Origin of the sequence: Nocardioides endophyticus (genome assembly GCF_039543845.1) — a bacterium.
Taxonomy (GTDB): Bacteria; Actinomycetota; Actinomycetes; order Propionibacteriales; family Nocardioidaceae; genus Nocardioides; species Nocardioides endophyticus.
Map to the genome: position 1 here is coordinate 412788 of NZ_BAABKN010000009.1, position 20599 is coordinate 433386.

At 70.9% G+C, this 20599-nt stretch carries 21 protein-coding genes; 9 read left to right on the forward strand and 12 right to left on the reverse strand.

Features of this window, described 5'->3' with window-relative positions:
* Positions 1-45 precede the first annotated feature (45 nt).
* From ABEA33_RS08040 to ABEA33_RS08055, 4 genes are read right to left on the reverse strand one after another with little or no spacing between them, the layout of a single operon-like run.
* A complete protein-coding gene (locus ABEA33_RS08040; RefSeq protein ID WP_345526225.1) occupies positions 46-405 on the reverse strand; it encodes a thioesterase family protein in 360 nt (119 codons plus the stop codon).
* Positions 405-905 carry a GNAT family N-acetyltransferase gene (locus ABEA33_RS08045; protein ID WP_345526226.1) on the reverse strand — a complete coding sequence of 167 codons (501 nt, stop codon included), beginning with the start codon at positions 903-905 and terminating at the stop codon, positions 405-407. Before ABEA33_RS08045 ends, ABEA33_RS08040 begins: the two co-directional genes overlap by 1 nt.
* Positions 898-2562 carry an acetolactate synthase gene (locus ABEA33_RS08050; protein WP_345526227.1) on the reverse strand — a complete coding sequence of 555 codons (1665 nt, stop codon included), beginning with the start codon at positions 2560-2562 and terminating at the stop codon, positions 898-900. Before ABEA33_RS08050 ends, ABEA33_RS08045 begins: the two co-directional genes overlap by 8 nt.
* Positions 2563-2571: 9 nt before the next feature.
* On the reverse strand, positions 2572-3423 hold the full coding sequence (locus ABEA33_RS08055; RefSeq protein ID WP_345526228.1) for a DUF2785 domain-containing protein: 852 nt from the start codon (positions 3421-3423) through the stop codon (positions 2572-2574).
* Between the two features lie 69 nt (positions 3424-3492).
* On the opposite strand from ABEA33_RS08055, the gene ABEA33_RS08060 reads away from it, so the two are divergent.
* Positions 3493-4968, forward strand: a complete 1476-nt coding sequence (locus tag ABEA33_RS08060; protein ID WP_345526229.1) for a sensor histidine kinase — start codon at positions 3493-3495, stop codon at positions 4966-4968.
* Between the two features lie 20 nt (positions 4969-4988).
* On the opposite strand, the gene ABEA33_RS08065 is transcribed toward ABEA33_RS08060, so the two are convergent.
* Positions 4989-5240 (reverse strand): WhiB family transcriptional regulator, encoded by a 252-nt coding sequence (locus ABEA33_RS08065; RefSeq protein ID WP_027863177.1) that lies wholly within the window; start codon positions 5238-5240, stop codon positions 4989-4991.
* 234 nt (positions 5241-5474) lie between these two features.
* Here ABEA33_RS08065 and ABEA33_RS08070 point away from each other — a divergent pair, with 234 nt between their 5' ends.
* On the forward strand, positions 5475-5882 hold the full coding sequence (locus tag ABEA33_RS08070; RefSeq protein WP_345526230.1) for a hypothetical protein: 408 nt from the start codon (positions 5475-5477) through the stop codon (positions 5880-5882).
* An 8-nt stretch (positions 5883-5890) separates the two neighbouring features.
* Here ABEA33_RS08070 and ABEA33_RS08075 read toward each other — a convergent pair whose 3' ends face one another.
* The 3 genes from ABEA33_RS08075 to sodN all read right to left on the reverse strand — a co-directional run bounded on the left by ABEA33_RS08075 (position 5891) and on the right by sodN (position 7812).
* On the reverse strand, positions 5891-6694 hold the full coding sequence (locus ABEA33_RS08075; RefSeq protein WP_345526231.1) for an RNA polymerase sigma factor SigF: 804 nt from the start codon (positions 6692-6694) through the stop codon (positions 5891-5893).
* Position 6695: 1 nt separating this feature from the next.
* On the reverse strand, positions 6696-7136 hold the full coding sequence (locus ABEA33_RS08080) for an ATP-binding protein (RefSeq protein ID WP_345526232.1): 441 nt from the start codon (positions 7134-7136) through the stop codon (positions 6696-6698).
* Positions 7137-7410: 274 nt separating this feature from the next.
* A complete protein-coding gene (gene sodN / locus ABEA33_RS08085) occupies positions 7411-7812 on the reverse strand; it encodes a superoxide dismutase, Ni (protein ID WP_345526233.1) in 402 nt (133 codons plus the stop codon).
* Between the two features lie 74 nt (positions 7813-7886).
* On the opposite strand from sodN, the gene ABEA33_RS08090 reads away from it, so the two are divergent.
* From ABEA33_RS08090 to ABEA33_RS08105, 4 genes are all read left to right on the forward strand, one after another.
* Positions 7887-8222, forward strand: a complete 336-nt coding sequence (locus tag ABEA33_RS08090) for a S24/S26 family peptidase (protein WP_345526234.1) — start codon at positions 7887-7889, stop codon at positions 8220-8222.
* 141 nt (positions 8223-8363) lie between these two features.
* On the forward strand, positions 8364-9539 hold the full coding sequence (locus tag ABEA33_RS08095) for an NAD(P)-dependent malic enzyme (protein ID WP_345526235.1): 1176 nt from the start codon (positions 8364-8366) through the stop codon (positions 9537-9539).
* Between the two features lie 19 nt (positions 9540-9558).
* Positions 9559-10527, forward strand: coding sequence for a zinc-binding dehydrogenase (locus ABEA33_RS08100; RefSeq protein ID WP_345526236.1), 969 nt, complete (start codon positions 9559-9561; stop codon positions 10525-10527).
* The gene (locus ABEA33_RS08105) at positions 10524-11195 is read left to right on the forward strand and encodes an SDR family oxidoreductase (RefSeq protein ID WP_345526237.1); all 672 of its coding nucleotides are present in this window, start codon (positions 10524-10526) and stop codon (positions 11193-11195) included. The genes ABEA33_RS08100 and ABEA33_RS08105 overlap by 4 nt, the downstream gene beginning before the upstream one ends.
* Here ABEA33_RS08105 and ABEA33_RS27580 read toward each other — a convergent pair.
* Both ABEA33_RS27580 and ABEA33_RS08115 read right to left on the reverse strand, forming a co-directional pair.
* Positions 11176-11742 (reverse strand): MmcQ/YjbR family DNA-binding protein, encoded by a 567-nt coding sequence (locus tag ABEA33_RS27580; RefSeq protein WP_486348356.1) that lies wholly within the window; start codon positions 11740-11742, stop codon positions 11176-11178. The genes ABEA33_RS08105 and ABEA33_RS27580 overlap by 20 nt on opposite strands.
* Positions 11634-12281 (reverse strand): acetoacetate decarboxylase family protein, encoded by a 648-nt coding sequence (locus ABEA33_RS08115; RefSeq protein WP_345526239.1) that lies wholly within the window; start codon positions 12279-12281, stop codon positions 11634-11636. The genes ABEA33_RS27580 and ABEA33_RS08115 overlap by 109 nt, the downstream gene beginning before the upstream one ends.
* Positions 12282-12363: 82 nt before the next feature.
* Between ABEA33_RS08115 and ABEA33_RS08120 the strand changes: the two genes are divergently transcribed.
* From ABEA33_RS08120 to ABEA33_RS08130, 3 genes are read left to right on the forward strand one after another with little or no spacing between them, the layout of a single operon-like run.
* Entirely contained in the window at positions 12364-14637 is a 2274-nt protein-coding gene (locus ABEA33_RS08120) for a sulfatase-like hydrolase/transferase (RefSeq protein ID WP_345526240.1), read from the forward strand.
* A complete protein-coding gene (locus ABEA33_RS08125) occupies positions 14630-15190 on the forward strand; it encodes a TetR family transcriptional regulator (RefSeq protein ID WP_345526241.1) in 561 nt (186 codons plus the stop codon). The genes ABEA33_RS08120 and ABEA33_RS08125 overlap by 8 nt, the downstream gene beginning before the upstream one ends.
* Positions 15191-15228: 38 nt before the next feature.
* Positions 15229-16659 (forward strand): M1 family metallopeptidase, encoded by a 1431-nt coding sequence (locus tag ABEA33_RS08130; protein ID WP_345526242.1) that lies wholly within the window; start codon positions 15229-15231, stop codon positions 16657-16659.
* Positions 16660-16677: 18 nt separating this feature from the next.
* Here the strand turns inward: ABEA33_RS08130 and ABEA33_RS08135 are convergent, their stop codons facing one another.
* Complete coding sequence (locus ABEA33_RS08135) at positions 16678-16854, reverse strand: DUF6104 family protein (protein ID WP_200944940.1); 177 nt, start codon at positions 16852-16854, stop codon at positions 16678-16680.
* A gap of 3 nt (positions 16855-16857) precedes the next feature.
* Complete coding sequence (locus ABEA33_RS08140; protein WP_345526243.1) at positions 16858-20592, reverse strand: multifunctional oxoglutarate decarboxylase/oxoglutarate dehydrogenase thiamine pyrophosphate-binding subunit/dihydrolipoyllysine-residue succinyltransferase subunit; 3735 nt, start codon at positions 20590-20592, stop codon at positions 16858-16860.
* Between the last annotated feature and the right edge of the window lie 7 nt (positions 20593-20599).

Consider the following 20599-nt stretch of genomic DNA (forward strand, 5'->3'; position numbering starts at 1 on the left):
TTCGTTCCTCAGCCGCGCGGCTCGCTCGACCATCAGCGGATCCGCTCACAGCCGCGACAGGAAGCGCTCGGCGTCGACGACGAGCCGGGTGATCTCGCCGGTGGCGACGAGCTTCCCGCCCACGTTGCGAGCAGCCACGGTGAAGCGGTGCAGCCGCCCGTCGACGTACGTCGAGGAGGCGGTCACCTCGACCTGCTGACCCACGGCGCTGGCGGCCTGGTGCTCGAGCTCGACGCGGGTGCCGACGCTGGTCGAGCCGGCGGGCAGGGTCGGGTCGATCGCCGCGCAGGTCGCGGCCTCGCACCACGCCAGCAGCCGAGGCGAGCCGAGCACCGGCAGGCTGCCGGAGCCGACCGCGATGGCGGTGTCCTCGTTGGTGACCGTGAACGTGAGAGTGGCGTCCATCAGAGCTCCTTCGCAAAGGCGATGAGGTGTACGCCGGGCTGCGGCGACCAGTCCCGATCGGGGATCCGGTGGTAGCCGAGGCGTTCGTAGATCCGGTGGGCCGAGCTCATGCTGGCGAGGCTGGAGAGCACGATGCTGCGGAAGCCGAGCTCGCGGAACCGGTCCAGCACGACCCGGGCCAGCGCGTCGCCGATCCCCATCCGGCGGGCGTCGGGGGAGACGGCGAGCATCCGGAACTCGCCCTCGTCATCGGTGCCGATCTCGCGCCACGGCGATCCCGGCAGCGCGATCGTCACGCTGCCGCGGACCACGCCGTCGACCTCGGCGACCCAGAGCTCCGCCTCGCGGTCGCGGCGTGCGGCGTCGCGCAGCAGGTCGAGGTAGTGGTCGTCGGGACCATCGGTGAACTCGGCGTACGCCGCCACGGTGATCTCGCCGACGGCGTCGAGGTCATCGGGGCGGGCGCGCCGGACGACCGGCCCTGCAGGTGACTCAGACACCGAAGCTGGCGCGCGGGTAGACGGCCTCGACATCGGTGACGATGTTGACGAGGTAGGGCGCGCCCGACGCGAAGGCCCGGTCCAGCGCGGCACCGATCTGGCGCGGGTCGGTCACGGTCTCGCCGCCACCGCCCAGGGCACGCACCACTCCGTCGTACGACGTGCTCGGGGAGAGGTCGGCGATCACGTCGTAGCCGTAGAGCATCTGCATCGGACCCTTCTCCAGCCCCCAGGCGGAGTTGTTGCCCATCACCATGACGACCGGCAGGTTGTGCCGCACGAGCGTGTCGACGTCCATCAGCGAGAAGCCGGCGGCGCCGTCACCGAGCAGCAGGACCACCTGCGAGGAGGGCCGGGCGACGCGGGCGGCGATGGCCGCGCCGAGCCCGGCGCCGAGGCAGCCGTAGGGGCCGGGGTCGAGCCAGCCGCCGGGCCGCTTCGGCTCGACGAACTTGCCGGCGAAGCTGACGAAGTCGCCGCCGTCGCCGATCACGACCGCGTCCTCGGCGAGGCGGGGGAGCAGCTCGCCGTAGATGCGGGCCGGATGGATCGGGTCGGCCTCGGCACCGAGCAGCGCCCGGTCCCGCTCCGCCGCGGCGGAGACGGCGGCCTGGAGGTCGCCCACCCACGACGACCAGTCGGGGCGGCGTACGGCGTGCTCGAGGCCGGCCTGCAGTCCGTCGAAGACCGACGTGAGGTCGCCGGAGACCGACGCGGCGAGCGTGGCGTGCCCGGACAGCTGGTCGGGGGAGTCGGCGACGTGCACGACCCGGGCAGGGGTCGCGCCATCCTTGCCGCCGAAGACGCCGTACCCGAGCCGGAAGTCCAGCGGGGTGCCGACGACGAGCACCAGGTCGGCGCCACCGAGCGCGGTGCTGCGGGCCTTGGTGACCAGCAGGGGGTGGCCGCCCGGGACGACGCCGCGGCCCATGCCGTTGGTGATTGTCGGGACGCCGACGGTCTCGACGAAGCGCAGCGCGGCCTCCTCGGCGTGGTCGGCCCATACGTCGGTGCCGAGGATCAGCACCGGCCGGCTGGCGGCGGCGAGGAGCCCGGCGATCTCGGTGACCGCGTCGGGGTCGGGGTCCGCGCCGCGGAGCGGGGCGACGGCCGGGACCGGGCCGGTCGCGTTGTTGAAGAGCTCGTCCATCGGCACGTCGACGAACACCGGCCCCCGGTGCGACGAACCGGCCGTGACGAATGCTCCGTGCATCCCCTCCAGCACCTCGCCGGCGGTCGGGATGGTGCGGGCGAGCTTCGAGACAGGCGCGAAGATCGGCGGCTGGTCGAGCTCCTGCAGCGCGCCGGTGCCCCAACGGCCCTGCGGCGCACGACCGCCGACGACGACCATGGGAGAGCCGGCGAACTGCGCCTGGGCGACCGCGCTCAGGCCGTTGGTCACGCCCGGCCCGGCGGTGAGCACGGCGAGCCCGGGGACCCGGGTGAGCTTGCCGGTCGCCTCGGCGGCGAAGGCCGCCGTCTGCTCGTGGCGTACGTCGAGCAGGGTCACCGGGTCGGCGGCCTTGACGGCCCCGTCGTACAGCGGGAAGACGTGCGCCCCCGAGAGCGTGAACAGCGTCTCCACGCCGTGGGCCTGGGCCACGGCGACGGCCAGCTCGCCGGCGTGGCCGGTCAGGTCGGTGGTGTTGTCGGGCATGCCCGCAGGTTACTCACCCGTAGCGGTGAGGTACCCGTGGTTTGTGCTCTTGAGAGCCTCCACCACGACGAGCAGCAGGTCGGAGCGCACCTGCGGCGGCCGGGCGCCCAGCGACAGCTGGAGGTAGAGCGCGCGCAGGAACGCCTCCGCGTTGCCACCGGCGAGGTAGGGGTCACGCTCGTCGTACGACGAGCGGGTGCCGGCCGAGGCCGCGATCCGAGCGATCCAGGGCTCGAGGACTCGCAGCGGGACCAGGTTGCGTCGCAGGATCGTCACCGTCGCGAACGCCAGCCGGTCGCCCTCGCCGCTGCTGAAGAGCCGGTCGACGGGCATCAGCAGCCGGTCGGCCACCACGTCGAGGAGCACGGTCAGCTCGGGCGTCGCCAGGTGCGGCGACCGGGCCAGGATCGCCATGGTGTCGGCGCCGTGGGAGACGGCGTGCGCCCACCCCTTGCCGGGCACCCAGCCGCGCAGGTCGCGCTCGCGCAGCATCCACGTCGTCAGCCGGTCGCCCCACTCCAGGATCTTGCCGCCGGGCAGCAGCGGCCGGTCGTTGTCGCGGGCGATGCACTCGCCGAGGACCAGCGCCGAGAAGCTGCGGCGAAAGACGCTGTCGGTGTCCCGCTCGCCGATGCCGACGAGCAGACCCGACGCCATCCCGTCACCGAGCCCGGCCAGCAGGTCGTCGTACACGCCGCGTTCGATCCAGGTCGTCAGTGCCGGGTAGGCGGTGCCATCCCGCAGGGCCGGATCGGGATCGCCCAGCATCCGGGTGAGCTCGGCCGTCAGCTCGGCGAGCGGGCGGTCGGAGGGGACCGCGAGACCCTCGGCGTGAACGTTCCGCCAGTATGACCCGGACATGGGAGCCATCCTGCCAAAGGACGCCCGGACGTCTAGTGGGGGTCCCGGGCGCGCCTTACCCTTACGCCTGTGCCCTCCCTCAACGACCTCGTGCGCAGCCACACGGAGCTCGACGCGGACGACGTCGCGTGGCTCCAGCTGCTCCAGGCGGACTGGCAGATCATCGCCGACCTGTCCTTCGCGGACCTGGTGCTGTGGCTGCCGGACCGGGAGGGCAAAGGCTTCTGGGCAGCGGGCCAGATGCGCCCCACGACCGGCCCGACGGCGTACGTCGACGACGTGATCGGCACCTTCGTGCCGGTGGGCCGCCGACCCCTGATCGACGCGGCGTACGCCGAGGGCCGGCTGGTCAGGGAGGGCGATCCGGAGTGGCGCGACGACGTGCCGGTGCGGGTCGAGACGATCCCGGTACGGCGCGCCGGGCGGGTGATCGCCGTCGTGGCCCGCAACACCAACCTGCTAGGCGTACGCACCCCGAGTCGCCTGGAGCTGTCCTACCTGCAGTCTGCGGCCGACCTCACCCAGATGATCGCGCACGGGTACTTCCCGGCCGCCGTCCAGCGCAGCGACCACGCCGACACTCCCCGGGTGGGCGACGGGTTCCTGCGGGTCGACGCGAGCGGACGGGTCGTCTACGCCAGTCCCAACGGGCTGTCGGTCTTCCGTCGGCTCGGGCACTCTGGCGACCTCACCGGCCTGTCCCTGGCGGACACCACCCGCGAGCTGGTGCCACCCCGGCGCCGGCCCGACGAGGAGACGCTGAGCGCGGTGCTGGGCGGTCGCGCACACCGTGACACCGAGATCGGCACCGACGGGGTGGCGCTGATCGTGCGCTCCATCCCGTTGCGTCCGCAGGGCGACCACATCGGTGCTCTGGTCCTGGTCCGTGACGTCACCGACCTACGACGGCGTGACCGCGAGCTGGTCACCAAGGACGCCACCATCCGCGAGATCCACCACCGGGTGAAGAACAACCTGCAGACCGTGGCCGCCCTGCTGCGCCTCCAGGCCCGCCGGATGGACAACGAGTCGGCGCGACTGGCCCTGGAGGAGGCGGTGCGACGGGTCGGGTCGATCGCGATCGTCCACGAGATCCTCAGCCAGGCGGTCGAGGAGCGCGTGGACTTCGACGAGATCATCGACCCGCTCGGCAGGATGGTCACCGAGGTGAGCGCGGTCGGCAGCCGGGTGCGGGTACGCCGCAACGGCACGTTCGGCGTACTGCCCTCGGAGTCGGCGACCGCGCTGGCGATGATCCTCACCGAGCTGCTGCAGAACGCGGTCGAGCACGGCTACGACCCCGGGGACGCCGGGCCCACCGGCTCGATCGTGCTCACCGCACGTCGCCTCGTCGGCCGACTCCACGTCACCGTGGACGACGACGGCTTGGGTCTCCCGGACGGCTTCGACCTCGACGGGTCGAGCAGCCTGGGGCTCTCGATCGTGCGCACGCTCGTGGAGTCCGAGCTCGGCGGCCAGCTGGAGCTGGGGCCGCGCCCCGACGGTCCGGGCACGAGAGCAGCGCTCGACGTGCCCGTCGACTGAACGACTGGTGGGTCAGTCGGTCACGCCGTGCGGACCCGGGCTCTCGCGTTGCGGCGCTTGAGCGCGCGGCGCTCGTCCTCGCTGAGGCCGCCCCACACACCGTGATCCTGCCCGGCCTCGAGCGCCCAGGCGAGGCACTGCTCGCGCACGTCGCAGCGGCGGCACACCTGCTTGGCCTCCTCTATCTGGAGGATGGCCGGGCCGGTGTTGCCGATCGGGAAGAACAGTTCCGGATCCTCGTCGAGGCACGCAGAACGGTGGCGCCAATCCATGGCTCGGGGGCCTTCTTTCAATCGATAGTCAGGGGTGTCGACCGTGGGCTTCGGACGTCAGCAGCATGGGCATGACGAAACCGGCTCGTCGTCGAGCGCTGCGTCAAGACTGGCAACCTTTTGACCGTTAAACAACCCCTTGACATGGTCTTGTCCGTCACAGCCTGGATCTGACTGGTGGCTGTCGTCGGGGTCGGTGCCGGGTCTTTCTTCGCTGACTCCTAGGCTGCTCGAGTGAGCCTACGCCCGTCGACCAACCGCCCGGCACCCCTCGTCGTCGCCGCGTCGCTGGTCGCCGTCGAAGGCCTGTTGCTGCTCGTCTTCGCCGTGCTCGAGCTGGCCAGTCTCGACTCCGACCGGATCGCGATGGGTGCGACCACCAGCATCTTCTTCCTCGCGTACGGCGCCGGCCTGCTGCTCTGCGCCTGGTCGCTGGTCCGGGGTCAGTCGTGGGCACGGAGCCCGGTGGTGCTCACGCAGCTGATCGGCCTGGGCGTGGCCTGGAGCTTCCGGGGCGGGGACACGACCGCCGTCGCGGTGGCGATCGCCGTGGTCGCGGTCGTGGTGCTGGCCGGGCTGTTCCACCCGGCGAGCCTGGCCGCCCTCGCCGACGACGGCGAGCAGAACTCGCTGCCCGACTGACGGGAGCCTCAGCTCTCCTCTTCCAGGGAGGTGCGCAGCTGCTCGAGCGTGCGGTTGAGCAGCCGGGAGACGTGCATCTGCGAGACGCCGATCTCCTCGGCGATCTGCGACTGGGTCATGTTCTTGAAGAACCGCAGCAGCAGGATCTTCTTCTCCCGAGGCGCCAGCCGGTCCAGCAGCGGCTTGATCGACTCGCGGATCTCGACGTGCTCGAGTCCCTCGTCGTCGATCCCGATCGCGTCGAGCATGCTCGCGGCGCCGTCGTCGCTGTCGTCGCTCGCATCCAGGGAGAGCGTGGAGTAGGCGTTGCTCGACTCGATGCCCTCGATGATCTCCTCGACCGTGCACCCGATGGCCTCGGCGAGCTCACGCGGGGTGGGGGAGCGCCCCAGGCTCTGCGTGAGCTCGGCGCTCGCCGTACCGATCTGCATCCGCAGCTCCTGGAGCCGCCTCGGCACCCGGATCGCCCAGCCCTTGTCACGGAAGTAGCGCTTGATCTCGCCGATGATCGTGGGAGTCGCGTACGTCGAGAACTCGACCCCGCGATCGGTGTCGAAGCGGTCCACCGACTTGATCAGGCCGATCGTGCCGACCTGGACCAGGTCCTCGAGCGGCTCGCCACGGTTGCGGAACCGCCGGGCGCAGTGCTCGACGAGCGGCAGGTGCAGGTGCACGAGATCCTCGCGAGCCGCGGCGTGGCTCGCCTCGGAGCCCTCCTCGTCACGCAGGATCACGAACAGGTCCGCGCTGCGCTTCCGGGTCAGCTCGATGCCCGTGAGGCCATCGTCCGCCCCGTCGTCCGAGTTCGTCATGTCAGAGACCAGGCTCCTGGTGGATCGCCACCGACGACGTCATCGACAAGGTGATGGTGAACGCGGTGTCCGTGGCGTCAGCGCTCGCGCTCGTCGCCAGGGTGGTCAGGACCTGCCAGGCGAAGCTGTCGTAGTCGGGCTCGATGGCGCCGTCGACGGTGCCCGACACGCTGACCGTGAGCTCGCCGGGGCCCTGGAGGAAGCCGCACACCAGGTCGGTGCCCGGCTCGGCCTCTTCGAGGACCATCGCGCAGGCCTCGCCGACGGCGATCCGGAGGTCCTCGATGTCGTCGATCGGGAAGTCCAGGCGGGCGGCGAGACCGGCGGTGGTGGTGCGCAGCACGGAGGCGTACGCCCGATCGGCCGGCACCCGCAGCTCGACGTCGGGCCTGCGGCCTCCGTCCGTCTCGGTCGGGCCGGAGGTCGCGCCGATCGGTGCCATGTGTCGTCCTTGCGCTGTGTCGAGGTCGGGGTCTGAGACCGGTCCGGAAACAGTAGCGGGACCAGCCCCCGCGGGTGTGTGTACCCGGGGACTGGTCCCGTTAACCGCTTGTGTGGAGCGCCTGAGCCTAGGGGCGCCGCTGTCCGTGGTGACGGAGAACGGTCGCGACTTCGCTTTGCTCAGGCCTTCCTTCGGCGTCCGCGTTGGTTGCGGCGGACGGTCGCGACTTCGCTTCGCTCAGTCGCGCTCGAGACGTCGAAGCCCTTCGCTTCGCTCAGGCCTTCTTGGTCTCCCAGAAGATTGCAGCGATCTCGTCGATCTTCGCGAGCAGCTCGTCGGCCTTGCCGGCGTCGAGCTCACCCTTGGTGCCGGAGGCGCCGGCGAGCTTGGTGGCCTCGTTGACCAGGGTGTGCAGCTGCGGGTACTTCTCGAAGTGCGGCGGCTTGAAGTAGTCGGTCCACAGCACCCAGAGGTGGTGCTTGACCAGCTCGGAGCGCTGCTCCTTGATCAGGATGGCCCGGGTGCGGAAATCGGGGTCGTCGTTGTCCGCGACCTTGGCGATGATGGCCTTGATCGACTCGGCCTCGATGCGGGCCTGTGCGGGGTCATAGACGCCGCAGGGGAGGTCGCAGTGGGCGGAAACCTCGAGGGTGGGGGCGAACAGTCGCGCGAACATGCGGGTCCTCTCGTTCTTCGGTTGTCCTTCGTTCGACTGCGACACTACTCCGCGTGTCGGGTCCTGCACGAGACGTGTCTCCAGGCGAGAAACGAGTACCCCCGTTGGGGTTTGCCCGGGTTCGTGGTGTGTCCATGACTCCCACGCTCGCCGACGGGGACCGGCTCCTCGTGTCCTACCGACGCGCCGTCCGGCGCGGTGATCTCGTGGTCGCCCGCCTGGCGGACGGGACGGTCGCGGTGAAGCGCGCGGCCGAGCGGCGTACGACGCGCGACGGGTCGCCGGCGTGGTGGCTGCTCAGCGACAACGCCGACGAGGGCGTCGACTCGCGGCACCGGGGGCCGGTCGCCGACCGGGACGTGATCGCCGTCACCGTGGCCAGGCTGTGGCCGCACCCGCGACGGCTGTGACGCCTGTGTCAGACTGCACGTGGGGAAGATCCCCCGAGGCCTGACGAGTTCCGCGCACCACCCCTGCGCGTCGAGCTGGGCCCCCATACCGTCGTACGTTCTCCCGCTCGAAATCCAGACCATCTGAAAGTCAGAGCTGTCATGGCTGATGCACATCCCTTTGCTGGTGACCCGGTGTTCGACCTGCACGTGGCCGGGAAGATGGAGCTCCGGTCGACGGTCGCCCTCGCCGGCGCCGACGACCTCTCCCTCGCCTACACCCCGGGCGTAGCCCGGGTCTGCGAGGCGATCGCCGCGGACCCGTCGATGACCCAGCACTACACCTGGGTCCCGAACGTCGTCGCCGTCGTCTCCGACGGCACGGCGGTGCTGGGTCTCGGCGACATCGGCCCGGCCGCCGCGATGCCGGTGATGGAGGGCAAGGCCGTGCTCTTCAAGCAGTTCGGCAACGTCGACGCCGTCCCGATCTGCCTGGCGACCACCGACGTCGAGGAGATCATCGAGACCGTCGTGCGATTGGCGCCCAGCTTCGGCGGCATCAACCTCGAGGACATCTCGGCGCCTCGGTGCTTCGAGATCGAGGACCGGCTCAAGGACCTGCTCGACATCCCGGTCTTCCACGACGACCAGCACGGCACCGCCGTCGTCGCCCTCGCGGCTCTCAAGAACGCGCTGACGCTGACCGGACGCAACCCGGAGTCGACCCGCGTGGTGATCTCAGGCGCCGGTGCCGCGGGAGTCGCCATCGCGAAGATCCTGCTCGAGGCCGGCATCAAGGACCTCGCGGTGACCGACCGCAAGGGCATCGTGCACTCGGGCCGCCACGACCTGACTCCGGTCAAGCGGGAGCTGGCGGAGATGACAGCCGACAAGACCGGACGCACCGGGACGCTCGCCGAGGCGCTGGACGGGGCGGACGTCTACCTCGGGGTGTCCGGTGGCACCGTGCCGGAGGAGGACGTCGCGCGGATGGCGGCCGACGCGATCATCTTCGCGATGGCCAACCCGACGCCGGAGGTGCACCCCGACGTCGCGCACCGGCACGCCCGCGTGGTCGCCACCGGCCGGTCCGACTTCCCCAACCAGATCAACAACGTGCTGGCGTTCCCGGGCATCTTCCGGGGTGCGTTCGACGCGCACGCCACGTCGATCACCGAGGGCATGAAGCTCGCCGCGGCGGAGGCCATCGCCGATCTCGTCGGCGACGGGCTGTCCGAGGAGTACGTCATCCCGTCGCCGTTCGACCCTCGCGTCGGGCCGGCGGTGGCGGCGGCTGTGGCGGATGCCGCACGCCGGGACGGTGTCGCCCGCAGGTAGCCGTCGGTAGGTTCGACGTATGTTCGCCGTCTACGCCGACCAGTTCTCGAAGGACGACCCCCTCTCCGCCCTGCAGGTAGGGGAGCGACCGGACCCGGAGGTCCCCGACGGGTGGACCACGGTGACGGTCAAGGCCGCGTCGCTCAACCACCACGACCTGTTCTCGCTGCGAGGCGTCGGCCTGCGCGAGGAGGCGCTGCCGATGATCCTCGGCTGCGACGCCTCCGGGCTCGACGAGGACGGCAACGAGGTCGTCGTCCATGCCGTGATCAGCGACCCCTCGTGGTCGGGCGACGAGACCTTCGACCCGAAGCGGTCGCTGCTCTCGGAGCGCTACCAGGGCACCTTCGCCGACAAGGTCGCCGTACCCCGCCGCAACGTGGTGCCGAAGCCTGCGTCGTTGTCGTTCGAGGAGGCGGCCTGCCTGCCGACCGCCTGGCTGACGGCGTACCGGATGCTCTTCACTCGCGGCCAGCTGCGCGCGGGCGAGACCGTGCTCGTCCAGGGCGCCGGCGGTGGTGTGGCCACCGCCGCGATCGTGCTCGGCCGGGCGGCCGGGCTGCGGGTCCTGGTGACCAGCCGGGACGAGGCCAAGCGGGCGCGGGCGCTCGAGCTCGGCGCGCACGACGCCTTCGAGTCCGGTGCCCGCCTGCCCATGAAGGTGGACGCTGTCATCGAGACCGTCGGCCGGGCGACGTGGTCGCACTCGATCCGGGCGCTGCGTCCGGGTGGCCGGATCATCACGTCGGGTACGACGTCCGGGCCGAACCTCGACGACGCCGAGCTGACCCGGATCTTCTTCCTGCAGCTCAGCGTCATCGGCTCAACGATGGGCACCCGGGAGGAGCTCGCCGGCCTGGTGTCGATGCTCGACGCCACCGGGGCGCGACCGCTGATCGACCGGACGATCCCGATGACCGACGCACGGGAGGGGTTTGCGGCCATGCTCGGCGGCGAGCAGTTCGGCAAGATCGTCTTCACTCGATGAGGCACCTCGTCACCGGGGCGGGATCCGGCATCGGTGCCGTCCTGGCTCAACGCCTGCTCGACCGAGGAGACGAGGTCGTGGTGCTGGCCCGCTCGGCCGAGAGGGCCGACGAGATGGCGGCGGACCTGCCGGGGGCCGACGTCCTCGTCGCGGACCTCGCGTGGCCGGAGTCCGTCGAGTCGCTCACGCTGCCCGACGCACTCGACTCGGTCGTGCACGCCGCCGGCGTCGTCGAGCTCGGGCCGGTCGCCGAGCTGAGCATCGACGACTGGGCGTCGCAGCTGCGGGTCAACCTGGTCGCCCCTGCCGCACTGACCCGGGTCGCCCTGCCTGCGCTGCGCCACGCGCGCGGCACGGTCGTCTTCGTGAACTCGGGCGCCGGGCTGTCCGCCCACCCGCAGTGGTCGGCGTACGCCGCGTCGAAGCACGGTCTGCGCGCGCTCGCCGACGCGCTGCGCGAAGAGGAGGCCGCGGCCGGCGTACGCGTCACCACGGTCTACCCCGGCCGCACCGCCACCCCGATGCAGGAGAAGGTGCACCAGCAGGAGGGCAAGGCGTACGACGCCGACGCCTGGATCCGCCCCGAGACCGTCGCCGAGGCCGTGCTGCACGTCCTCGACCTGCCGCGTGATGCGACGATCCCGGACGTCACGGTGCGTCCGGGCTAGACCTCAACTCGTCCAGCAGCCGCGCCAGCTTCTGCGGCGCCTGGAAGCGGTAGGACTCGGCGACCAGCTCGGCCACCTCGGTCCAGTCGGTCTGGTCGTCGAGCACCATCCCGATGATCGTCGGCGACCACGGCGGTTGGTAGAACGGCCAGCCGGCGTGGGTGAGCGCGAGCAGCTCGTCGCCGGTGGCGCGGAAGGTCAGGATGGTGCGGATCGAGTCGTCGCCGGTGATGTCGCGGTACGACGACTCGTAGCCGGGCTGGGCGACCATCACGTGCGCGAAGGTCGCAGTCCGGACCCGCCAGCGCACGCCGGTCCAGGCATCCTCCTCGACGACCTCGGGGAGCCGGGTCGCGATCGCGGAGAGTCGACGTACGACGTCCGCTTCGGGCTCGATGCGGCGTGCCGTCTCGCTGTGGGCCCCTTGACGCAGTGAGCTCAGCCGAACGACATCCGGAAGTCCGCCTGCCGGAACGACGCCAGCTGGCGCGCGTCGCGCAACCAGCCGAGCGGACCGTCGGCGGCGAAGTCCCAGCGGCCGCGGCACGGCAGCGCCTTCGACGACCCCTGCAGCGTGGCGGTGCGCTCCTCGCCGTCGGTGTCCTCGATGCCGGGCTGCCAGGTGGTGCCCTTGAACGGGATCCGCACCATCGCCCGGCTCACGTCGGTGAACGACGCGCTCGCGATCGGCCGTCGCTCGACCGAGGTCGACCAGGTGGTCGACGAGAGCGGCCCGCGGCGACTGCTGTCGAGCTCGAAGTCGCAGAGTTCCTTGGGGATCGCCCACAGCTCGCGGCCGCCGGCGACCGAGGCGGGGGAGTCGACCCAGATGTCGGTGATCGTCACGCACTTGCCGTGCTGCTCGGTGGGCACGAGCCGGGCGACGAGGAGCTCGGAGTACGTCAGGGGGCTGCCGGGCTCGTAGGAGACGAACGCGGCGCCGTACGTGCCGGCGGGGCGGAGCTCGTCGGCGCCCTCGCGCAGCTTGAAGATCGAGAGCCAGAGCTGCCCGACCATGTGCCACGGTGCGTCCGGGTAGTCGATCGACGGGGGCGTGGGCGTGGATTCGGTCGTCTGCTCGGCCATGTGCGCATCCTGCCGTACGGCGCGATCCGAGAGAAGTGTCAGTTGAGTGACAGATGGCGATTGCGGGATTAGCGTGCGGCCGGTGAGCAGCCAGCGGATCACCACCCGTGTCGAGACCTCCGAGCCGCGCTTCGTGTCGTACCCGAAGCCCGGACCCGACGCCCCCAACGTCGTGATGATCGTCCTGGACGACGTCGGCTTCGCCCAGCTCGGCTGCTTCGGGTCGGGGATCGCCACCCCGAACATCGACCGGTTGGCGGCCGAGGGACTGCGCTACAACCGCTTCCACGTGACCTCGGTCTGCTCGGCCACCCGCGCCGCGCTGCTGACCGGCCGCAACCACCACGCGGTCGGGATGGGCGTCACCCAGGAGGCGGCGCTCGGCTTCCCCGGCTACACCGGGCGGATCCCGAAGTCGGCCGCCACCCTCGCGCGGGTGCTGCGCGACAACGGCTACAACACGCTCGCGGTCGGCAAGTGGCACCTGGCGCCGAAGAATGAGTACTCCGCCGCCGGCCCGTTCGACCGGTGGCCGCTCGGCCAGGGCTTCGAGCGCTACTACGGGTTCCTCGGCGCGGAGACCAGCCAGTGGGCGCCCGAGCTGGTCCGCGACAACACCCACATCGAGCCGCCGTACCCGCCGGAAGAGGGCTACCACCTCACCGAGGACCTGGTCGACCAGGCGATCCGGATGATCCAGGACCAGCAGCAGGCCGAGTCCCGCAAGCCGTTCTTCCTCTACTTCGCGCCGGGCGCGGCACACGCTCCGCACCAGGTGACCGAGGAGTGGGTGACGCCGTACGCCGGCCAGTTCGACGACGGCTGGGAGGACTGGCGCCAGCGCGCCTTCGACCGTCAGGTCACGGAGGGCATCGTCCCCGCCGACACGGAGCTGCCCGAGCGGCCGCCGTGGATCCCCGACTGGGAGACGCTGCCGGCCGACCAGCGGCGGCTGTTCGCGCGCTACATGGAGGTGTTCGCGGGATTCGTCACGCACACGGATCACCACCTCGGCCGGCTCTTCGCCGACCTGGAGCAGCGCGGCATCGCCGAGGACACCCTGGTGATGGTCCTCTCCGACAACGGCGCCAGCGGCGAGGGTGGTACGACGGGCACGCTCAACGAGGCCGCCGGGTGGCTGGGCAACGGTGAGGACGTCGACGAGGCGGTCGCCCGGATCGACGACATCGGCGGCCAGGACGCCTACAACCACTACCCGTACGGCTGGGCCTGGGCCGGCAACGCTCCGCTGCGGCTCTGGAAGCGGTACGCGTGGCTCGGCGGCGTACGCACCCCGCTCGTGGTGCGCTGGGGGGACCGGCTCACTGCGCAGGGCGGGGTCCGCCCGCAGTTCGTGCACGCGGTCGACCTGTACGCGACGATCCTCGACGCCGCCGGGATCACCCAGCCCGAAGCCGTCGACGGGGTCACCCAGCAGCCGGTCGAGGGGACCTCGCTCCTGCCCAGCTTCGCCGAGCCAGATGCCGCCGAGCACCGGTTGCTGCAGTACTTCGAGATGTTCGGCTCGCGGGGGATCTACGAGGACGGCTGGATGGCGGTGACCGACCACGTCGCCAACCAGTTCGACGAGCGGAGCAACCTGGTCGGCAGCCACGACTTCGACACCGACCGGTGGTCGCTCTTCCACCTCGCCGAGGACTTCTCCGAGGCGCGCGACGTGGCCGACGAGCACCCGGAGCTGGTGCGCCGGATGGAGGGTCTGTGGTGGGCGGAGGCCGGGCGCAACCAGGTGCTGCCGCTCTTCGAGTTCCCGGCCTCGATGTCCCACATGCACCCGGGAGAGTTCCCGCCTCCGTGTGAGCGGGCGTACGCGCCGGGCGGCGGCCCGATCCAGGAGAGCCAGCTGCCGACGCTGGTGGGCGGCTTCGAGCTGACGGCGCGGGTCGTCGTGCCGGACGGCGGCGCCGAGGGCGTCCTCATCGCGATCGGGGACCGGCACGGCGGCTGGGCGACGTACCTGCTCGACGGCCGGCTGGTGGCCACCATCGCGATGCCCGACCAGACGACGCGGGTGGTCGCTCCGGAGCCGGTGGCGCCGGGAGAGCGCGTCCTCTCGGTGCGCTACGAGCCGGGCCCCGGGCCGCGCCTCGTGCTGGCCGTCGACGACGTGGCCGTGGCGGAGGACGCGCTGCCGGGGATGTTCTACTTTCCCAACCTGATGACCTCGGGTGCCGGACTGCTGGTCGGCCGCGACCGCGGCCTGTCCGTCAGCCATGACTACACGCCCCCGTTCGCGTTCACGGGCACGCTGGAGCGGGTGGAGCTGCGCAGCGGCCGGCCGGGTGCGCGCCCGGACCAGAGTGCCGAGCTACGGGTGGCGCTCGCCGGTGACTGAGCCGGTCATGGGGGAGGGCCGGCGCGAGCGGCACAAGCAGGACACCCGGGTCGCGCTCGAGGACGCGGCGCTACGGCGCTTCGCCCTGGACGGGTACGACGAGACCTCGGTCGACTCGATCGCCGCGGACGCGGGAGTCTCGGCGCGCACCTTCTTCCGCTACTTCGCCACCAAGGACGAGGTGCTCGACATGGGCCGCGAGGAGCGTCAGGCCGACCTGCGGGCCGTCGTCGCGGCGGCCGAGGGCAGCGGCCTGGCGGTCGTGCGAGCGGCCGTGACCGAGCTTGCGGCCGGGTTCGCCGAGGACCGCGAGCGGATGATGCTGCGCCAGCGCGCGGCGGCCAGCTCCCCGCTGCTCCGCGGCCGGCTCTTCGACACCCTCGCGTCGTGGGAACGCACGCTCGCGCTCGCGCTGCACCAGCGTGGTGAACCGCACGCCGAGACGCTCGCTGTCGTCGGCATCGCGGTCTTCCGGTTCGCTGCCAACGCGTGGCTGCGTGACGGTGGCGACATTTCCGTCGAAGTCGGCCGTGCCTTCGACGCGCTCGTGTGAGAATCCACCGCCGACCATCGACTCTCGGGAGCACGTTCATGCCCCTCCGCCCTGCCCGCTGGGTGCCGCTCGTCCTCGCTGCCGCACTCGCCGTCTCCACTCTCGGCGTGCCCGCCGGCGCCACGTCGTACGACGCGGGCCTCTCGACACCGCGGGAGGACAGCTACTACCCGGACCACGGCGACCCGGGCGTCGACACCCTGCACTACGGACTGGACCTCACCTGGCACCGTGCTCGCCGGACAATGAGCGGGGTGGCGGACATCCGGCTCCGGGCGACCGCTGCCGCGCCGTCGTTCCAGCTCGACCTGGCCCACTCCCTGACGGTCTCCCAGGTGACGGTCGATGGCGCGCCGGCCGCGAGCAGCCACGCCGGCGACGTACTGCGCGTCGACGTCCCGGTGGTCGCGGACCAGCGCTACGACGTCCGCGTCGTCTACCGCGGGACCCCGCGGCCCGTGCACGCGCCGACCACGCGCGGCGACTTCGACACCATCGGCATGAACGTCACCCGCGACGGCCAGCTGTGGACCATGCAGGAGCCGTACGGCGCGTTCACCTGGTACCCCGTCAACGACCACCCTTCCGACAAGGCGCTGTACGACGTACGCGTGACCGTGCCGCGCCCCTGGGTCGGCGTCAGCAACGGGCGACTGGTCTCGCAGCGCCGTACGGCCAAGCAGACGATCACGCGATTCCACCTCGCGCACCCGGCGGCGAGCTATCTGACCACGCTCGCGGTCGGTCCCTACGCCCACAGGACGGCCAAGGGGCCGCACGGCCTCCCGCTCAGCTACTGGCTCCCGGCGGGCAGTGTCGGGCGTTACCTGAAGGCGTTGCGGCACGTCCCGGCCGACCTGCGCTGGCTCGAGCGCAGGCTCGGCCGCTACCCGTTCGAGAGCGCCGGCGTCGTGGTGGTCCCGGGAGCGTCCGCGATGGAGACCCAGACCATGATCACCTTCGGTCGCAAAACCTGGGGACGTCCCCTGGAGGCTCGCGAGGTGATGGTCCACGAGCTCGCGCACCAGTGGTGGGGCGACACCGTCACCCCGTCGGACTGGCGGGACCTCTGGATGAACGAGGGCATGGCGATGTACGTCCAGTCCCGCTGGGCGGCAGATCACACCGACACGTCCTGGGCGCAGCAGGTGGACATGTTCCGCGTGTTCAACTGGATCGCGCGCGAGGAGCAGGGTGGCCCCGGCGCCTACGACCCGGAGATGTTCGCCACCGACTGCGTCTACCTCTGCACGGCGATGATGTACGAGACGCTCCGCAAGAAGGTCGGCGACCGTGACTTCTGGCGGATCGTGCGCCAGTGGCCGCAGCGCCAGCCCGACGCGAACGTCGACCGGGCCGGCTTCGAGCGGTACGTCGAGCGGGTGACCGGCGACGAGCTGACGAGCTTCTTCAAGAGGTGGCTGAACCGGGCGAGCTGGCCGCAGGCCCCGGAGTGGCCGTCGGCCTGAACTCCCCGTCTGCGGAGCTCAGTCCTCCGGATCGTCGAGCCGCGCCAGCCAGGTCGCGAACCGCTCGACGGCGGTCTCGAACTCGGGGTGTGAGTCGACGAAGCCCTGGAGCTGCTCGGCGAGCCACGCCAGAGTGACCTCTTCGTCGCCTCGGCGCTTCTCGAGCTCCTCGATGCCGCGATCGGTGAAGTACATGGCTCAGCTGAACGCCCGCGCCACGAGGTCCTTCTGCTCCTCCGTGTGCCGCTTGACCGTGCCGACGGCGGGAGAGGACGACTCCGGGCGGGAGACGACCTCGACCTGGGCGTCGACGTGCGGCCACACGTTGAGCTGGTAGTGCGGCCACGGGCCCATGTTCTGCGGCTCGTCCTGCACCCAGCGCACGGCCTTCAGGTGCGGGTAGCGCGCGATCTCCTCGCGGATCTCGGCCTCGGGGCGCGGGTAGAGCTGCTCGATCCGCGCGATCGCGAAACGGTGGCCGTCCTCGCGCTTGGCGCGCTCCACCATCAGGTCCCAGGTGACGCGGCCCGAGCAGAGCAGCAGCGTGTCGACCTGCTCGGCGTCGGCGGCGGTGTCGCTGATGAACGGCTTGAAAGTGCCCTCGGTGAAGTCACTCGGCTGCGATGCGGCCTCCTTGCGCTTCAGCATCGACTTCGGCGTGAAGACGATCATCGGCTTGTGCTCCTCGCCGAGCGAGTGCCGCCGAAGCAGGTGGAAGTACGACGCGGGCGTGCTCGGCTGAGCGACGACGAACGCCTCGTCGGCGGCCATCGTCAGGAACCGCTCGATCCGCGCCGACGAGTGGTCGGCACCCTGGCCCTCGTAGCCGTGGGGGAGCAGCAGCACGACGCCCGACTGCTGGTTCCACTTGCTCTCGCCGGCGCTGATGAACTCGTCGATGACGGTCTGCGCGCCGTTGACGAAGTCACCGAACTGCGCCTCCCACAGCACCAGCGCCTCGGGGCGGGCGACGGAGTAGCCGTACTCGAACCCGAGGGCGGCGTACTCCGAGAGCAGCGAGTCGTAGACGTAGAACTTCGCCTGGTCCTCGGTGAGGTTGGACAGCGGCGTCCACTCGTCGGCGTTGCGACGGTCGATGATCGTCGCGAAGCGCGAGACGAACGTGCCGCGGCGGGAGTCCTGGCCGGCCAGGCGGACCGGGCGGCCCTCCATCAGCAGCGAGCCGAGCGCGAGGATCTCGCCGGTGCCCCAGTCGATCGGGCCGTCGGCGATCGCGGCCGAGCGGCGCTGGAGCTGCGGCATCACCTTCGGGTGGACGGTGAAGCCCTCCGGTGGGGTGACGTAGGCGTCCGCGATCCGCTTCATGACCTCGTTGGACACGGCCGTCCGGGTCTCGCCGGCCGGCTTGTCCGGGTAGTCCGGGACCGTCGTCCACTCGGACGGTTGGGTGCTCGCCTCGCGGACCTCGGTGAAGACCCGCTCCAGCTGCTGCTGGTAGTCGCGCAGGACCTGCTCGGCCTCCTCGATCGTGATGTCGCCACGACCGATGAGGGACTCCGTGTAGAGCTTGCGGACCGAGCGCTTCTGCTCGATCAGGTCGTACATCAGCGGCTGGGTGTACGACGGATCGTCGCCCTCGTTGTGACCGCGACGGCGGTAGCAGACCAGGTCGATGACGACGTCCTTGTTGAACGCCTGGCGGTACTCGAAGGCCAGCCGCGCGACCCGGATGCACGCCTCAGGGTCGTCGCCGTTCACGTGGAAGATCGGCGCCTGCACCATCCGGGCGACGTCGGTGCAGTAGAGCGAGGAGCGCGACGAGCCGGGGGAGGTGGTGAAGCCGACCTGGTTGTTGACGACCAGGTGGATCGTGCCGCCGGTGCGGTAGCCGCGCAGCTGGGAGAGGTTGAGCGTCTCCGCGACCACGCCCTGACCAGCGAACGCAGCGTCGCCGTGGACGAGCAGCGGGAGGACGGGGTACGCCGCGCCGCGGTCGAGGACGTCCTGCTTGGCGCGGGCGATGCCCTCGAGCACGGGGTCGACGGCCTCGAGGTGCGAGGGGTTCGCGGCGACCGAGACCTTGATCTCGGCGCCCGACCCGGCGACGAACTCGCCCTCGGCGCCGAGGTGGTACTTCACATCGCCAGAGCCCTGGACGGTGCGCGGGTCGATGTTGCCCTCGAACTCGCGGAAGATCTGGCTGTACTTCTTGCCGACGATGTTGGCCAGCACGTTCAGCCGGCCGCGGTGGGCCATGCCGATCGCGACCTCGTCGAGGTCGGCCTCGGCGGCGGCCTCGCAGATCTCGTCGAGGACCGGGACCGTGGTCTCGCCACCCTCCAGGGAGAACCGCTTCTGACCGACGAACTTGGTCTGCAGGAAGGTCTCGAACGCCTCGGCCTGGTTGAGCTTCAGCAGGATCCGCAGCTGCTCCTCACGGGGCGGCTTCACGTGCGGCTGCTCGACCCGCTCCTGGATCCAGCGGCGCTGCTCGGGGTCCATGATGTGCATGTACTCGATGCCGGTCGTGCGGCAGTACGAGTCGCGCAGGATGCCGAGGATCGCGCGCAGCTTCATGAACCGGCGACCCTCGCCGCCGAAGGAGCCGGTCGCGAACTCGCGGTCGAGGTCCCACAGGGTCAGCCCGTGCGACTCCACCTCGAGGTCGGGGTGGCTGCGCTGGCGGTACTCGAGCGGGTCGGTGTCGGCCATCATGTGGCCGCGCACCCGGTAGGCGTGGATCAGCTCGAGGATCCGGGCCTGCTTGCTGATCTCGTCGTCGTGGGACGTCGAGATGTCGGCGTTCCAGCGGATCGGCTCGTAGGGGATGCGCAGCGAGCGGAAGATCTCGTCGTAGAAGTCGTCGCCGCCGAGCAGGAGCTGGTGCACCCGCTTGAGGAACTCACCCGACTGCGCGCCCTGGATGACGCGGTGGTCGTACGTCGAGGTCAGGGTCATGACCTTGCTGATTCCGTTGCGGGCGATCGCGTCGGCCGAGGCGCCCTGCCACTCGGCGGGGTACTCCATCGCGCCGACGCCGATGATCGCGCCCTGGCCCTTCATCAGGCGGGGGACCGAGTGGGTGGTGCCGATGCCGCCGGGGTTGGTCAGCGAGATCGTGGTGCCCTGGAAGTCCTCGATGGTCAGCTTGGCGTCGCGCGCCTTGCGGACGATCTCCTCGTACGCCGTCCAGAACGCCGCGAAGTCCATCGCCTCGGCGGCCTTGATGCTGGGGACCAGCAGGGTGCGCGAGCCGTCCTTCTTCGGGACGTCGATCGCGAGGCCGAGGTTGATGTGCGCCGGGGTGATCAGGTTGGGCTTGCCGTCGACCACCTCGAAGCCGACGTTCATCTCCGGCATCGAGCGCAGCGCCTTGATCAGCGCGAAGCCGATCAGGTGGGTGAAGGAGACCTTGCCGCCGCGGGCGCGGGCGAGGTGGTTGTTGATGACGGTGCGGTTGTCCCAGAGCAGCTTGACCGGGACGGAGCGCACTGAGGTCGCGACCGGCACCTCGAGCGACGCGTCCATGTTCTGGACGGTGCGGGCGGGGGCGCCGCGCAGCACGGTGTAGGTCGGCTCGTCCTTGGCCGGCGCAGGCGCGGCCGGGCGGGACTCCTTGGGGACCGGGTTGGTCGTGCCCTTGGCCGGCTCCGCGGCCTTGGTCTCCGGGCGCGGCTTCGCGACCGGGGCCGGGGTCGGGGTGGGATCGGGCGCGTGCTCCTGGGAAGCCGGCGCCGGCGCCGGCGCCGGCGCCGGGGCCGGCTTCGTCGCCGTGGCGGACGCCGTACTCGACGACGGGCTCGCCGTACCGTTGCCGCCGTTGGCGTGCCCGTTCGTCTTGAAGTACGTCGCCCACGTCGCGTCGACGCTCCCGGGGTCGCGCTGGTACTGGTCGAACATTTCCTCGACGAGCCACTCGTTGGCACCGAAGTCGGCGGACGGGAGCTCTGACTGGCCTGGGGACTGCGGCACGGCTTGA

What these genes read in the sequence shown, in the direction of transcription:
- ABEA33_RS08040 (WP_345526225.1), bottom strand. Translation starts at nt 405, where the DNA reads ATGGACGCCACTCTCACGTTCACGGTCACCAACGAGGACACCGCCATC.
- ABEA33_RS08050 (WP_345526227.1), bottom strand. Translation starts at nt 2,562, where the DNA reads ATGCCCGACAACACCACCGACCTGACCGGCCACGCCGGCGAGCTGGCC.
- ABEA33_RS08055 (WP_345526228.1), bottom strand. Translation starts at nt 3,423, where the DNA reads ATGTCCGGGTCATACTGGCGGAACGTTCACGCCGAGGGTCTCGCGGTC.
- ABEA33_RS08065 (WP_027863177.1), bottom strand. Translation starts at nt 5,240, where the DNA reads ATGGATTGGCGCCACCGTTCTGCGTGCCTCGACGAGGATCCGGAACTG.
- ABEA33_RS08075 (WP_345526231.1), bottom strand. Translation starts at nt 6,694, where the DNA reads ATGACGAACTCGGACGACGGGGCGGACGATGGCCTCACGGGCATCGAG.
- ABEA33_RS08080 (WP_345526232.1), bottom strand. Translation starts at nt 7,136, where the DNA reads ATGGCACCGATCGGCGCGACCTCCGGCCCGACCGAGACGGACGGAGGC.
- sodN (WP_345526233.1), bottom strand. Translation starts at nt 7,812, where the DNA reads ATGTTCGCGCGACTGTTCGCCCCCACCCTCGAGGTTTCCGCCCACTGC.
- ABEA33_RS08095 (WP_345526235.1), top strand. Translation starts at nt 8,364, where the DNA reads ATGGCTGATGCACATCCCTTTGCTGGTGACCCGGTGTTCGACCTGCAC.
- ABEA33_RS08100 (WP_345526236.1), top strand. Translation starts at nt 9,559, where the DNA reads ATGTTCGCCGTCTACGCCGACCAGTTCTCGAAGGACGACCCCCTCTCC.
- ABEA33_RS08105 (WP_345526237.1), top strand. Translation starts at nt 10,524, where the DNA reads ATGAGGCACCTCGTCACCGGGGCGGGATCCGGCATCGGTGCCGTCCTG.
- ABEA33_RS08115 (WP_345526239.1), bottom strand. Translation starts at nt 12,281, where the DNA reads ATGGCCGAGCAGACGACCGAATCCACGCCCACGCCCCCGTCGATCGAC.
- ABEA33_RS08130 (WP_345526242.1), top strand. Translation starts at nt 15,229, where the DNA reads ATGCCCCTCCGCCCTGCCCGCTGGGTGCCGCTCGTCCTCGCTGCCGCA.
- ABEA33_RS08135 (WP_200944940.1), bottom strand. Translation starts at nt 16,854, where the DNA reads ATGTACTTCACCGATCGCGGCATCGAGGAGCTCGAGAAGCGCCGAGGC.